Source organism: Pseudoalteromonas sp. Hal040 (assembly GCF_037162425.1).
In the GTDB taxonomy this organism is placed as follows: domain Bacteria; phylum Pseudomonadota; class Gammaproteobacteria; order Enterobacterales; family Alteromonadaceae; genus Pseudoalteromonas; species Pseudoalteromonas gelatinilytica.
In genome coordinates this window covers 1,010,893-1,024,416 of sequence record NZ_JARLUU010000001.1, presented here as the reverse complement: position 1 = coordinate 1,024,416, position 13,524 = coordinate 1,010,893, and the positions used below count along the sequence as shown (strand labels likewise).

Annotated in this window: 15 protein-coding genes; 8 read left to right on the top strand and 7 right to left on the bottom strand. The window is 40.9% G+C overall.

The window, feature by feature from the left end:
• Complete coding sequence (locus tag P4S60_RS04570; RefSeq protein WP_337115172.1) at window positions 1–738, top strand: dienelactone hydrolase family protein; 738 nt, start codon at window positions 1–3, stop codon at window positions 736–738.
• On the opposite strand, the gene P4S60_RS04565 is transcribed toward P4S60_RS04570, so the two are convergent.
• Window positions 735–1,646: a LysR family transcriptional regulator gene (locus tag P4S60_RS04565; RefSeq protein WP_337115171.1), complete on the bottom strand. Its 912-nt coding sequence runs from the start codon at window positions 1,644–1,646 to the stop codon at window positions 735–737. The two genes, P4S60_RS04570 and P4S60_RS04565, sit on opposite strands and share 4 nt — an antisense overlap.
• A 134-nt stretch (window positions 1,647–1,780) precedes the next feature.
• Between P4S60_RS04565 and P4S60_RS04560 the strand changes: the two genes are divergently transcribed.
• The 3 genes from P4S60_RS04560 to P4S60_RS04550 all read left to right on the top strand — a co-directional run bounded on the left by P4S60_RS04560 (window position 1,781) and on the right by P4S60_RS04550 (window position 3,550).
• Complete coding sequence (locus P4S60_RS04560; protein ID WP_337115169.1) at window positions 1,781–2,467, top strand: type 1 glutamine amidotransferase domain-containing protein; 687 nt, start codon at window positions 1,781–1,783, stop codon at window positions 2,465–2,467.
• 177 nt (window positions 2,468–2,644) lie between these two features.
• A complete protein-coding gene (locus P4S60_RS04555) occupies window positions 2,645–3,169 on the top strand; it encodes a rhomboid family intramembrane serine protease (protein WP_337115168.1) in 525 nt (174 codons plus the stop codon).
• A gap of 21 nt (window positions 3,170–3,190) precedes the next feature.
• Window positions 3,191–3,550: a 2OG-Fe(II) oxygenase gene (locus tag P4S60_RS04550; protein ID WP_337115167.1), complete on the top strand. Its 360-nt coding sequence runs from the start codon at window positions 3,191–3,193 to the stop codon at window positions 3,548–3,550.
• 46 nt (window positions 3,551–3,596) lie between these two features.
• Here the strand turns inward: P4S60_RS04550 and P4S60_RS04545 are convergent, their stop codons facing one another.
• Both P4S60_RS04545 and P4S60_RS04540 read right to left on the bottom strand, forming a co-directional pair.
• The gene (locus P4S60_RS04545) at window positions 3,597–4,616 is read right to left on the bottom strand and encodes an endonuclease/exonuclease/phosphatase family protein (RefSeq protein WP_337115166.1); all 1,020 of its coding nucleotides are present in this window, start codon (window positions 4,614–4,616) and stop codon (window positions 3,597–3,599) included.
• Between the two features lie 8 nt (window positions 4,617–4,624).
• Window positions 4,625–4,999 carry an STAS/SEC14 domain-containing protein gene (locus P4S60_RS04540; RefSeq protein WP_337115165.1) on the bottom strand — a complete coding sequence of 125 codons (375 nt, stop codon included), beginning with the start codon at window positions 4,997–4,999 and terminating at the stop codon, window positions 4,625–4,627.
• A gap of 111 nt (window positions 5,000–5,110) precedes the next feature.
• On the opposite strand from P4S60_RS04540, the gene yghU reads away from it, so the two are divergent.
• The gene (gene yghU / locus P4S60_RS04535) at window positions 5,111–5,950 is read left to right on the top strand and encodes a glutathione-dependent disulfide-bond oxidoreductase (RefSeq protein ID WP_063529842.1); all 840 of its coding nucleotides are present in this window, start codon (window positions 5,111–5,113) and stop codon (window positions 5,948–5,950) included.
• Between the two features lie 36 nt (window positions 5,951–5,986).
• Window positions 5,987–7,303, top strand: coding sequence for an MFS transporter (locus P4S60_RS04530; RefSeq protein ID WP_337115164.1), 1,317 nt, complete (start codon window positions 5,987–5,989; stop codon window positions 7,301–7,303).
• A gap of 15 nt (window positions 7,304–7,318) precedes the next feature.
• Here P4S60_RS04530 and P4S60_RS04525 read toward each other — a convergent pair whose 3' ends face one another.
• Window positions 7,319–9,241, bottom strand: a complete 1,923-nt coding sequence (locus P4S60_RS04525) for an alpha/beta hydrolase family protein (RefSeq protein WP_337115163.1) — start codon at window positions 9,239–9,241, stop codon at window positions 7,319–7,321.
• Window positions 9,242–9,507: 266 nt separating this feature from the next.
• On the opposite strand from P4S60_RS04525, the gene P4S60_RS04520 reads away from it, so the two are divergent.
• Window positions 9,508–9,894, top strand: a complete 387-nt coding sequence (locus P4S60_RS04520; RefSeq protein ID WP_337115162.1) for a hypothetical protein — start codon at window positions 9,508–9,510, stop codon at window positions 9,892–9,894.
• 54 nt (window positions 9,895–9,948) lie between these two features.
• On the opposite strand, the gene P4S60_RS04515 is transcribed toward P4S60_RS04520, so the two are convergent.
• Complete coding sequence (locus P4S60_RS04515; protein ID WP_337115161.1) at window positions 9,949–11,871, bottom strand: alpha/beta hydrolase family protein; 1,923 nt, start codon at window positions 11,869–11,871, stop codon at window positions 9,949–9,951.
• Window positions 11,872–12,059: 188 nt separating this feature from the next.
• Here P4S60_RS04515 and P4S60_RS04510 point away from each other — a divergent pair, with 188 nt between their 5' ends.
• Window positions 12,060–12,659 (top strand): FMN-dependent NADH-azoreductase, encoded by a 600-nt coding sequence (locus P4S60_RS04510; protein ID WP_337115160.1) that lies wholly within the window; start codon window positions 12,060–12,062, stop codon window positions 12,657–12,659.
• A 55-nt stretch (window positions 12,660–12,714) separates the two neighbouring features.
• Here the strand turns inward: P4S60_RS04510 and P4S60_RS04505 are convergent, their stop codons facing one another.
• Complete coding sequence (locus P4S60_RS04505) at window positions 12,715–13,176, bottom strand: hypothetical protein (protein WP_337115159.1); 462 nt, start codon at window positions 13,174–13,176, stop codon at window positions 12,715–12,717.
• Window positions 13,173–13,460: an EF-hand domain-containing protein gene (locus P4S60_RS04500; RefSeq protein ID WP_337115158.1), complete on the bottom strand. Its 288-nt coding sequence runs from the start codon at window positions 13,458–13,460 to the stop codon at window positions 13,173–13,175. Before P4S60_RS04500 ends, P4S60_RS04505 begins: the two co-directional genes overlap by 4 nt.
• Window positions 13,461–13,524 lie beyond the last annotated feature (64 nt).

The following is a 13,524-nucleotide window of genomic DNA, read 5'->3' as shown; positions in this document are numbered from 1 at the left end:
ATGATTATTCAGCACCATAGCCACGACATAGCGACCAACACAGGTGTAATGCGCACCAGTATTTATCGTCCTGTAGAAGAAGGTAAATACCCGTGTATTATCTTCTATTCTGAAATTTTCCAAGAAACAGCACCAATTGCACGCTCTGCGGCAATACTTGCTGGTCATGGTTTTGTCGTGTTAGTGCCAGAAGTTTTTCATGAGTTAAATCCTATTGGGACAGTACTTGCCTATGATGATGCTGGTAAAGACAAAGGCAATGCCGACAAATGGGCAAAACCGCTTGAGAGCCATGACTCAGATACTGACGCCTTAATTGCATTTGCACGTCAGCAAGATTACTGCACAGGAAATGTAGGTGCGATGGGCGTATGTATTGGTGGTCACCTTGCATACCGCGCTGCATTAAACCCAAGTATCAAAGCCGCTTTTTGTTTATACGCGACAGATATACACAGCGATACTTTACCAGCACAAGCAGGTAATAACTCATTTGAGCGCATGGCAGATATTAAAGGTGAGATCCACTTTGTTTGGGGTAAACAAGACCCACATGTACCAAAAGAAGGCCGCCTTAAAATTTACCAGCAAGCGGTGGCAACAGGCATTAATTACCAGTGGCAAGAAGTGAACGCCCAACATGCGTTTATGCGCGACGAAGGCGACCGATACGACCCAGCTCTTGCCATCAGCATGTATCAACAAGCAGTCGCTTTATTTAATCGCACACTTGTTTAAATCGTCATAGTGGCTACTTGATTAGTAAAATAATCCTTCAAGTAATCAAGTAAAACCCGCAGTTTTTTACTTCCCGCCGCCCCTGGCGGGAATACGCCATAAAGTTCAATATCGGCAGTTTTGTAATCATCTAATATTGTGCGTAACAATCCCGCTTTGATCCTGGGTAGTGCATCATAAACAGGGATTTTCGCTAAGCCATGCCCAGCTTCAACAAAGGCAGTTCGCGCAGCAGCGTTATTGGTACTTATGCCACCACTAACTGCCACCTCAAAGCGGCGTTTATCTTTTTCGAGCGTGACAACAGCACTACTTGGTTGATACACCACCCATGTATGCTCTGCTAAATCGGCGATGCTCTTTGGTATAGGGTGTTTTGTAAAGTAATCGACTGAGCCACATAAGCAAGTAGCCATACTTGCAAGTTTAGTGGCTTGTAAGTTTGAGTTTTCAAGGGCCACGCCTCTAATCGCTAAGTCGTAGCCCTCTTTGATGATATCAACCACATCATCGCTGAGCTGTAAATCGATATCTATTTTCGGATACAAACGCTTAAATTGAGCAAGTGCCGGTACAACTAGTTGCAAGCCTACATTCACCGGGCAACTCAATTTAATGACCCCAACCGGTTCACTCTTTAAGTTCTCAAGGTGTAAATTAGCAGCCTCAGCGTGCTCGGTGATAGCCTGACAACGTTCATAATAAGCCATACCCGCTTCGGTCAGGGTCATGGTACGCGTTGAGCGATTAAGTAACGTTAGCTTTAATTGCTGTTCTAATTTCTTTAAATGATAACTAACTACAGCCCTTGATAAACCAAGTTGTTGAGCCGCTTTAGTTAAGCTGCCTTGCTGCACAATGTGGGCAAACACCACCATACTTTTTAGCTGCTCAAACGATACTTTCATACAAACTCCTAATCTAACCTGAATCATTGTATCAATTATTAAACCAATGAAGTCAAATTTATCTGCGTTGTTTAACCCTATTTTCACCCCTATAGTGTTATCAACGATGTTTAATACACAAAAAGGGATTCACTATGTCAGCTAAGAAAATTTTAATGGTACTTACTTCACACGATGAGCTTGGCGATACAGGCCATAAAACAGGCTTTTGGGTTGAAGAATTTGCCGCGCCCTACTACGCCTTTATTGATGCTGGTGTAGAGGTAACTTTAGCTTCTGTTAAAGGTGGCCAACCTCCAGTTGATCCAAACAGTGCAGCTCCTGATGCAGCAACCGATGCCACAAAACGTTTTGAGCAAGACAGTGCGGCAAAAACTTTAATGGCTAACACTAAACCTCTGGCTGAAGTTAAAGCCGATGATTTTGATGCGGTATTTTACCCAGGCGGCCATGGTCCGTTATGGGACTTAGTTGATAACCAAGATTCAATTAGCTTAATTGAGCAATTTCTTAACTCAGATAAGCCAGTCGGTGCAGTGTGTCACGCCAGTGCAGTATTACTGAATGCGAAAAATGCAGCTGGTAAATCTGTGGTATTTGATAAAAAAGTAACCGGCTTTAGTAATTCAGAAGAAGATGCAGTACAGCTTACCAATGTTGTGCCATTACTTGTTGAAGATGAGTTAATCAAACAAGGTGGTCAGTATCAAAAAACCGATGATTGGGGCGAGCTTGCGATTGAAGATGGCCTACTAATCACGGGGCAAAACCCTGCAAGTTCTGAGCTTGCTGCGAAAAAACTATTAACCAAATTAGGTTAAAATAGGTCAACATGCCCTAGACCTTTAGTAAACACCTTGCATATCAAGGTGTTTACCTTCACTTTTAATAAGTTATACTCATTCGGTCACATTGATTTAAGAGCTTCTCATCATGACTGAAAAAAAGCTGTCAAAATTCCTCCTATCAGTAGTAAGCGATTCGCAATTTTAGGCATTATGCTAGTGTGCTTGGTACTGCAAATAATTAATACCCTACCCGGCATAAACTTAAACGGTTTAGGTATTTTGCCAAGACAAATGTCTGGTTTATCGGGGGTGTTTTTTGCGCCATTTTTACATGGTGGCTGGACGCACATTTTTAGTAACCTAGTGCCATTTGCTATTCTCGGCTGGCTAGTTTGCCAATTTAGCATAAAACGCTTTTGGCTGGTGTTTGCAGGAACAGCGCTCATTGGTGGATTACTAGTATGGCTATTTGGCCGCAGCAATATTCATGTAGGGCTAAGTGGTGTTATCTACGGTTTATGGGGCTACCTAATTAGCTACGGCATTATGCACCGCTCATTCAAAGCCATTTTAATCAGTATTGCGGTTGTTGTGTTATACAGCGGCCTGATTTGGGGTGTCTTCCCGCGACGCATTCATATTTCATTCGAAAGCCATTTATTCGGCGCAATTAGCGGCGCATTCATCGGCTATATTATGGCAAAGCGTGATAAACAAAAGAGCCCTAAGCTTTAAACTGAGAGCTTTGAAATAATAATGACCACACCTTCGATATTTAAAAAGCTCTTTCGATTTGAAAAAGGCCGGCAGCTTTCAGGCTACGACAAAATGCTAATTTGCACAGCTCGCTGGCCAATTAAATTTGATATGTATATTTTGCGTTTTCCTGAGGGCAGTGAAATAACGGCTCACACCGATAAAGTCGCTAATGGTAAACATTTCAGGCTAAATATTGTACTCAAAAAAGCGCGTTCGGGTGGGGAGTTTATCTGCTCTGCCCCACTCTACGAAAGCTCACGAATCAAATTATTTCGTCCTGATATCTGCGAACATCAGGTAACGCGGGTAACGTCTGGCAGCCGATATCTTTTAAGTATCGGCTGGGTAAAAAATTAACTGATTTTCAACTTGGAACTTACGACTTGCAGCTTAAAGCTATAAGTTAGTCTCTTAACTTCATTGTCACCATCACAACGCCATGATCGGTACTTTGATCATCATAGGCAAACTGTGGGTTGATTAAGTGCTGATCATAGGTGTGATAATCAACCACCTCAAAAAAGCTGCCCTGAAACCCGGCATCAAACTCACGGGATAACAAAATATAATCAAATACTGAGCTGCTACTGCCAAAATAGTGGGTGGCTTCTCTGTCGTTCTCGGTGACAACATGGCGCTGATAGAGTTGCCAACTATCTTGTAGTTTGAACTCTGAACGAGATGGGCTATTTTGCCTATAACCGCTAAAACGAAGGTGGTCAGCAATTAAATGGTTAAGCACACCATCGTGTAACTCATTATTAAAGTCCCCCATCACAATCACAGGGTTATTGGTGTGCGCTCTACGCTTAATGATTTCTACGAGTAACAGCGCTGCTTCACTGCCACGCTGCATGCTTGATGCCCAGCGTCCAAGAGCTTGCGATTTTAACTGCATAACTAAGTTTTGCTGTTCGCTGTGGCTTTCATCCTCTAGGTGATGGAGCATGCTGCGCTTTGATTTAAAATGCACTACATAGCAATCGACGTGTCCAAAGTGAGGTACTTCAAGTGTCGCGCGAATAATACTGCGGCTAAAGTTGAAACTATCGCTCAAGCCCATCGCTAAAATATCATCTTGCTCTGCCTCAACCTGACTGACAGCAACAACTTTATAGCGTGAGGCAATGGCCACAACCGGATCGCGATAAATAAAGTCATCAATCACCGTTGGCTCATCAACCACTGCAAAATAAGGGTAACCCTGTGCGTTAACTTGTTGTTTTAGTTCATTGATACTGAACACTTCTTGAAAGCCAATAATATCTGGCTGCTGATTTTTAAGGTAATCGGCCAACCAGCGCTGCTTTTTGGCCCACTGCTCAGCGCTATAAATGCGCTGAAAATCATAAAAGGCGTCAGGTGGCGCTAAATAATTATATAAATTAAACGTCGCCACCTTTAATTGACTGTTTTCTATCACTTAATTCCTTATTCGTGTAACCACTCAGTGGCAATAATCGGGTCTTCAAAGTATTTCACTTCGCCACTGATAAACCAGTTACCCACTTTACTTGCAACTTGTTGCCAGTTTTTGTTACCAAGTACTGCTATACGGCAAAATTCTTTATTGTGTTTAAGGCCTAGCTTAAAATCATCCCACGCCGCTTGTAACTCCCAGCCTTCTAACTCTGTAATATCAACATAGGCTCTTATTTTTGCACTCGGAACTGCCGCTACAGCATTATCGATAAGAGGGGTGAGAGTTTTGTAGTCGTCATGGGTGAGCTTCCCCACGATTTTCATTGTGAGATAAAAAGTCGTGCCAGTTCGCTCAAGGCCAATGGCTAAACCATGCTTTTTCATGTCATCCTCCTTGTTATTCATAATTAATAACTGTACTTCCCTTGCTCTATCTGATCAACTAGGATGGTAGTCTCGTAATGACATTCATTAAAGCACAATTTAGGAGTTTCAATGAGTAATACCGACAGTTATACGCCACCTAAAGTGTGGCAATGGGATGCAGAAAACGGTGGTGAATGGGCGAAGACAAATCGACCGGTCTCAGGTGCAACCCACGAGCAAGACTTGCCCGTTGGTAAACATGATCTTCAACTCTACTCGCTTGCTACACCAAACGGCCAAAAAGTAACTATAATGCTCGAAGAGCTATTAGAGCTTGGTATTGATGAAGCCGACTACGATGCATTTTTAATTAAAATTGGCGATGGTGACCAATTCTCTTCAGGGTTTGTAAGTGTTAACCCTAATTCAAAAATCCCAGCCTTAATGGACCACAGTACCACGCCTGTTACTCGCGTGTTTGAGTCAGGTGCAATTTTACAATACTTGGCTGAGAAATTTGATGCGCTGATCCCAAGCGATCACGCCAGTAAGACAGAATGTCGTAATTGGCTATTTTGGCAAATGGGCTCGGCCCCATACTTAGGCGGAGGCTTCGGTCACTTTTATAGTTATGCCCCTTTCAAAATGCAGTACCCAATTGATCGCTTCACCATGGAAGTAAAACGCCAGTTAGACGTATTAAACCGTCATTTAAGCGACCATGACTACATGGCTGGTAGCGAATATTCAATTGCCGATATCGCTATTTGGCCTTGGTATGGCAGCTTGGTACTTGGCAATTTATATGATGCAGCTGAATTCTTAGATGTTGAGTCATATAGCCATGTGATGCGCTGGGCAAAACAAATTGAGCGCCGCCCTGCAGTACAACGAGGTCGCAGAGTTAACAAAACATGGGGTGATGAAGCTGAGCAGTTAGCAGAGCGCCACTCTAAGGAAGATTTTTAAGGGCTTAAGTGCCCTTTTTCATAACCTCTAAACCCTATGAAAAAGCTCAGTAAAGAAGATATCTACCAACGCCTTAGTAACACCGAAGACGCCCGTGCCTGCAAAGCGATTGATGAAGCTGCTTGTAAAGTGGTGCCCGGCAATTTTCTTACCTTATTAGTAAGCCAACTATTTAGTAAGTTTGCAGATGCCCTGTTAAATCCTAAAGTGACCCTACCTTGGCTTTTACAAAGCATTAATGTACCAAGTAGTTTTATTGCTTGGCTTGTGCCTATTCGTGAGTCAGGCTCAATGCTGCCACAACTGGCCATCGCCAGTGCCATTCGCAAGCTCCCAGTCAGAAAGTGGGTTTGGGTGATTGGCGCAATTGTGCAAGCCTTGTGTATTGTTGGTATGCTGATTTGTGCTTTAACACTCCAAGGTGCAACTGCAGGGTTTGCTATCATCGCGATTTTGATTGTCTTTAGCCTAGCCCGTGGCTTTAATTCCATTGCTGCAAAAGATGTATTAGGCAAGGTTATTCCAAAACAGCAGCGTGGTAGCATTAGCGGTCTTGCTGCGAGTTTTGCCGGATTTGCAACGCTCACTTTTGGTCTTGGTTTATGGTATCTACAAAGCCTTGGCTATGAAAATGGGGTGTATGTTGCATTGATGCTGGCCGCTTTAATGTGGCTGTTTGCAGCACTCAGTTATAGCCGCATTCAAGAATACAAAGGCGCAACCGAAGGCGCTGAAAACGGCTTTTTACATGCTTTATCAAAATTAAAACTGCTTTACCAAGATAAGCAATTTGCTCATTTTATTATCACTCGTGCGTTGTTGCTATGTTCTGCTTTGAGCGCCCCGTTTTATATCGTTCTTGCTAGTGAACAGGCTTTCGACTTTTCACTACTTGCTACGTTTATGGCGCTTTCTGGGCTTGCCAGCTTAGTCTCTGCGCCGATCTGGGGTCGACTAAGTGACTTATCGAGCCGCAAAGTATTAGTATTTGCTGCAATGCTAGTCACCCTCAACGGTTTTGCCGTTTATTTAGTTGCTTACCTGAGCCCACAAACGCTCAATGAATTTTGGCTATTACCGCTCTGTTATTTTTTACTCACCGTAGCTCATCAAGGGGTTCGCCTTGGTCGTAAAACCTACCTTGTTGATATGGCTGAAGGAAACAAGCGCACAGACTATGTCTCTGTTAGCAATACGGTGATCGGGGTTATTTTATTACTGCTAGGTAGTGTTGGCTTACTAAATAGCTTTTTAACAACGGCTGAATTAATTTTTTTCTACAGTATCTTAGGCTTACTTGGTGCAATTAGTGCTTGGTTTTTAGAAGAAGCTCAATTAAAAAAGGCGACCTAGGTCGCCTTTTCCCTGCTAGTTTTTCAGGTTTTTATCGAAGAACTCTAAAAACGCTTTCAATGTTTTAATCCGATACGGCTGATACGATAAGTAATGATCGCCATCCTCAAGCTCAATATATGTAACATCTTTGCCTTCGTTTTTAAGTTCATCATCCATTTCACGGCTGTGATAGACAGGCACCACGTTATCATCTGAGCCATGGACCAATAACACCGGACGATTGATTTGCTTCGCAAAATTAACAGGTGACACCTTTGCTAGTTTATCGCTATCAGTACCTAATTGCTTACGCACAATTTCTTTATTAGTGAAATGTCGCGCCTTACTGACAATACGCTCCAGATCAGTAACACCGGCAAAGCTTGCTGCACATTTGAATGTTTCTGGGTGCTTAACCACCGCCATTAATGCGGCATAACCCCCATAACTTGCTCCACCAATGCAGATTTTATCTTCATTAGCGATACCTTCCTTAACAAGCCAATTAGCCGCATCTTGCAAATCATCCTGCATTTCTTTACCAAAACCTTGAACTGCAGCCATCTCAAATTCATGCCCATAGCCACTCGAACCACGAAAGTTTGGTTGCAATACTGCATAACCATTGTAGGCAAGTAATGCAGCCCAATAGTCAAAACCAGCATAATCACGAGCCATAGGGCCACCATGCGGGAACACAATAGTGGGTAATTTATCCCCTTCTTTGTAACCCACTGGTAAAGTTAAATATCCTTCAATAGTTAAGTCATCACGGGCTTTATAACTGATTTTCTTTTTACCACTATAAACTGTGTCATCGATATTCGGGAATGCCGATACAAACACTTTTATCTCGTTAGTATCACGGTTACCTAACATATAGGTTCCCGGAATTTGCTCACCTGTAATGTAAACCACATATTGACGCTGGTCTTTACTGGTATCAACAATATCAATATCAAACTTATCTGCTGGTAATATAAGTCGTAAGCTATTATAAAGATTGTTTAAATCTTCATCCCAGTAACGGATCCCCTCATCTAATTGTGAGTGAGTAAACCCTGCCACTTCACCTGTAAGAGATGAATAGAATATATGACCATCAAAATCATAGTTATCATCACTAAACACTAACTCTTTTTTTAATGTTGTTAGGTCCATTTTATAGAGCGCATCATAGCCATCTTTAAGTGCTTTGAAATAAAGAATATTAGGGTCTTTATCAAAGCCTAAAATAGTCACGACATCAGGACTAAATGCTTTATATTTGAATAACGTTTTACGTTTATCTCTATCTTCGTCATAAAGAATATATTCGAATTCGTCTTCATCCATTTTAAGAGCAATACGTACGTTACCTTGGCGATCGATAATCCAATCAGTAACCTTGTTGAATGAACGCTGCACTTTCTTTTTACGAAGTGTATTTAAATCAAGTTCATAAACACCAGGTGCATTAGCATAGTCAAAATCACCTTGAACTAAGACTTTATCTTTTTTATTCGGTAAAAAACTGATGACTTGATCGCCAAATTGCGGTTGGCGCTTGTCACGATTAATATCAACTTCATTGGCTGATCTAACTTTGCCTTTATCATTAATATTATAGGCATACATAAAAGTTGTTGAATACTTAGGGCTACCAAATTGACGTTGAGTACGGCGAGCACCAATTAACAAAACATCATCATTAGCCCATTCATACCAATCAAAGAAAATAGTGTGGTTATCTGAGCGAACCAGTGAATTAACTTCTTCTGTTTTACGATTATACAGCGTTAAAACCAGCTCTCCGTTTACATTTTGAATAAACGATAAGTGGGTACCATTTGGTGAGAGTTTTACTTGGTTAAAAGCCCGTAAAGAGGCAAATGATTCTACAGGGAGTTGGGGGTTTTCAGCAGCTCGAGGCATTAAGCTCAACACTATAAAAAGTGTAAGCAGTAAGTACTTCATAATAAAGTCCGTTTCTTTTTATTGTCCCGGTTAGAATAACATCAAATTACAAAAGAAAACCAGCTGGCAAATGAAGGTACTACCATTCGTGTAATAGTATTATCAATTTATTTTTGCTGATTATAACAACGGCTGAATTAATTTTTTTCTACAGTATCTTAGGCTTACTTGGTGCAATTAGTGCTTGGTTTTTACCTGATACCTAGACCCTACCTTAAAAAAAGCGCATAATCTTGCTGTTTTTTATTCCCAAAAAAGGACTTACTATGAAAAAGGCAGCTTTTGCACTTTTAACGCTACTTACACTTTCTGCTTGTAGCACCAGTGTGCCTATTCGTAACTTTGACGCAAACCCTGTACCGCAAATGGCATCTGGTAAACATGACCTTGAAAGTATCAAAACCAATATTTTAAAAGCATGTATGAAACTAGGTTGGACGTGTCGTTCAAACGCTGAAGGTCAAATCTTAGGTAAACTTGATATTCGTAAACATCAATTACGCGTTGATATTACGTTTAACGAGCAAGAATACTCGATTGAATACAAAGATTCGATAAACCTTGATTACAATGGCAAAAAAATCCACCGCCAATATATCAACTGGGTTACCAACTTAATGCGCAATATTGATGCTGAATTAGCTTATAAATAAAATTGACGCAGAATCAGGTATTAAAAAAGGCGACCTAGGTCGCCTTTTTCTTTGCTAATTTTTCAAGTTCTTATCGAAGAACTCTAAAAACGCTTTCAACGTTTTAATTCTATACGGCTGGTGCGATAAGTAATGGTCGCCATCTTCGAGCTCAATGTAAGTAACATCTTTGCCTTCGTCTTTAAGTTCATCATCCATTTCACGACTATGATAAACAGGCACTACATTATCATCAGAGCCATGAACCAATAGCACCGGACGATTAATTTGCTTTGCAAAATTAACAGGCGACACTTTTTCTAATTTATCGCCATCAGTTCCAAATTGCTTACGCACAATTTCTTTATTAGTGAAATGTCGCGCTTTACTAACAATACGCTCAAGGTCAGTAACACCAGCAAAGCTTGCTGCACATTTAAATGTTTCTGGGTGTTTAACCACCGCCATTAATGCAGCATAACCACCATAACTTGCCCCGCCAATACAGATTTTATCTTTATTTGCGATACCTTCTTCAACAAGCCAATTCGCCGCATCTTGCAAGTCATCTTGCATTTCATTACCATAACCTTGAACTGCAGCCATCTCAAATTCATGGCCATAGCCACTCGAACCACGGAAGTTTGGTTGTAGTACTGCATAGCCATTATAAGCAAGTAACGCAGTCCAATAGTCAAAACCAGCATAATCACGAGCCATAGGCCCGCCATGCGGGAACACAATAGTGGGTAATTTATCCCCTTCTTTGTAACCCACTGGTAAAGTTAAATACCCTTCAATAGTTAAGCCATCACGGGCTTTATAACTGATTCTCTTTTTACCAGTATAAACTGTGTCATCGATATCCGGGAATGCCGATGCAAATACTGTTAACTCGTTAGTATCACGATTCCCAAGCAGGTAAGTTCCTGTGCTGTCGTCGCTTGTCAAATAAACCACATATTGACGCTGATCTTTACTGGTATCAATAATATCAATATCAAACTTATCTGCTGGTAAAACACCACGTAATGCAGTGTATAGTTTATTCAAGTCATCATTCCAATAACGAATGCCATCTTCTAAATGCGAATGAGTAAAACCGGCTACTTCACCGGTAAGTGGCGAATAAAAAATAGAGCCGTCAAAATCATAGTTGTCATCGCTGAACACTAACTCTTTTTTCATGGTTGCTAGGTCCATTTTATAAAGCGCATCATAGCCATCTTTAAGTGCTTTGAAATAAAGAATATTTGGGTCTTTATCAAAGCCTAAAATTGTCACGACATCAGGACTAAATGCTTTATATTTAAATAACGTTTTACGATTATCTCTATCTTCATCGTAAAGAATATATTCAAATTCATCTTCATCCATTTTAAGGGCAATTCGTACATTGCCTTGGCGGTCTGCTGTCCAAGCAATGACTTTATTGCGTGAGCGCTGAATTTTTTTCTTACGAAGTGTATTTAAATCAAGTTCATACACGCCAGGCGCATTGGCAACATCAAAATCACCTTGTACTAAAATTTTATCTTTATCATTAGGTAAGAAACTAATGACCTGATCGCCAAATTGAGGTTGGCGTTCATCACGGTTATAGTTTGGTTCATTGGCTAGTTTCGCCTTGCCTTTATCGTTAATATTGTAGGCATACATGCGAGTCGATGAATATTTAGGACCGCCAAATTGACGTTGAATATAGCGCGCACCTAAAAGCAGCACTTCATCATTTGCCCATTCATACCAATCGAAGAAAATAGTGTGATTATCTGAACGGATAATAGAATCAGCTTGTTTAGTTTCACGGTTATAAACCATCAAAACTAACTCACCATTTACATTTCGAATAAACGATAAATTTTTACCATTTGGCGAAAATTTTACTTGGCTAAAAGCCCGTAAAGAGGCGAATGATTCGACAGGGAGTTGGGTGTTTTCAGCAGCACGGGGCATTAAGCTTAGTACTGCCAAAAGTATAAGCAGTAAGTACTTCATAATAAAGTCCATTTCTATTTTTATTGTGCCGGCAATAATAACATTAAATTATAAAAAAAGACCAGTTCGCGAATTCAGGTACATGGTTCATTCGTTTAAAGCGAACATAATACTCGATTAATAGCATTATTAATTTATTTTTTGCTAATTATAATGGCTGCACAACTTCAGTTTTCTTAGGTGACATGATGAAAAAGGTACTTGTGTTAAATTCATCTTTAAATGGTGAACAAGGTAATTCAACCAAACTTAGCCAACAATTTGTTGAGCAGCTTGCTAACAACCAACAAATTTCAGTAACAACTCGCGATTTAAGCGACAATGTGATTGCTCACTTAACGCAGACAGAAATGGCTGCTTGGATGACTGATGCAAACGAGCGCGGCGATGAGCAAAAAGCACTTGCTGCAATTTCTGACGATTTAATTGCTGAACTTAACGATAACGACCTGATTGTTATTGGTATGCCAATGTACAACTTTGGTATTCCATCAACATTCAAAGCTTGGATTGATCGTATTGCTCGTGCTGGTATTACATTTAAATACACTGAGCAAGGCCCAGTAGGTTTAATTACAGACAAAAAAGTAGTGGTACTTGCTGCACGTGGCGGTATGTATCAAGGCACAGAGATGGATACACAAACTAAATACTTAAAAGATGTACTTGGTTTTGTGGGTATGACTGATGTTAACTTTATCTATGCTGAAGGCCTTGCGATGCCGGGGGCAGAGCAAAGCTTAGAAGCAGCACAAAACGAAATAAAGGCTTTCACCGCGTCACTTTAATATGTGATTAATAAAGCTAGATATAAAAAAGCGGTCATCATGACCGCTTTGTGATTTACGCTGTGACCGATAACAGCGAATCACCTTCAGATAAACCAAACTTTTCTTGCACAGAGGCTAGAATCGCTTCTTTATCTTCTTCTCCCAGTTGATCAGAATATTGCGCTAACAACTCATCTAAATAACTGACAACTTCTTCAGTATCAACCTGCTCGAGTGAGTTACCACTTGGCGGTGGCGGACCAGGCGGACGCTCACCTTCAGGACGACCTAATTCACCGACTTCAGCGGCATCAAAGCCCGCTTCGGCCATAATTGCTTCCATTTCTTGACCCGGTTGAATACCTGCGTCCATAAATGTTTGCATAATAGATTGTGCATCTTCTGCAGTTAAGTTTTCAGGATCAAACTGAGCTAAGGTTTCATTCATTAACTCTGTTTGTTCACTGGTTATCGGCTCTGCTTGCGGTCGTTGCATGGGCTGAAAATTCGCACCCGATGAAACACTGTTGATCATCGTTGATTTTCCTTACGTTTTGGTGGTTTATGGTTGTTGAACTCGTCTTCAGTTACTTCACCATTTTGATCAGCATCCATGTCATTAAAAATGGTTTGCAGCATATCTTCTGGCATAGGCTGTTCACTAAACTCAGTAAAATCAATCACCCCATTGCCATCAATATCAATCGTCGTAAAGTCAGGTCGAGGAGGTGGACCGCCTTGATGGTCGCGAGCAAAGCTAGCGGGCGCTGTGGCTAACAACGAAATAGCTAAAACAGAAAGTGCAGATAAATGCTTCATAGCGAACCTCTAATGTCATTCAATTAACCGTAAGCATAATCTGAATACCATCCAAAAGTGTGTG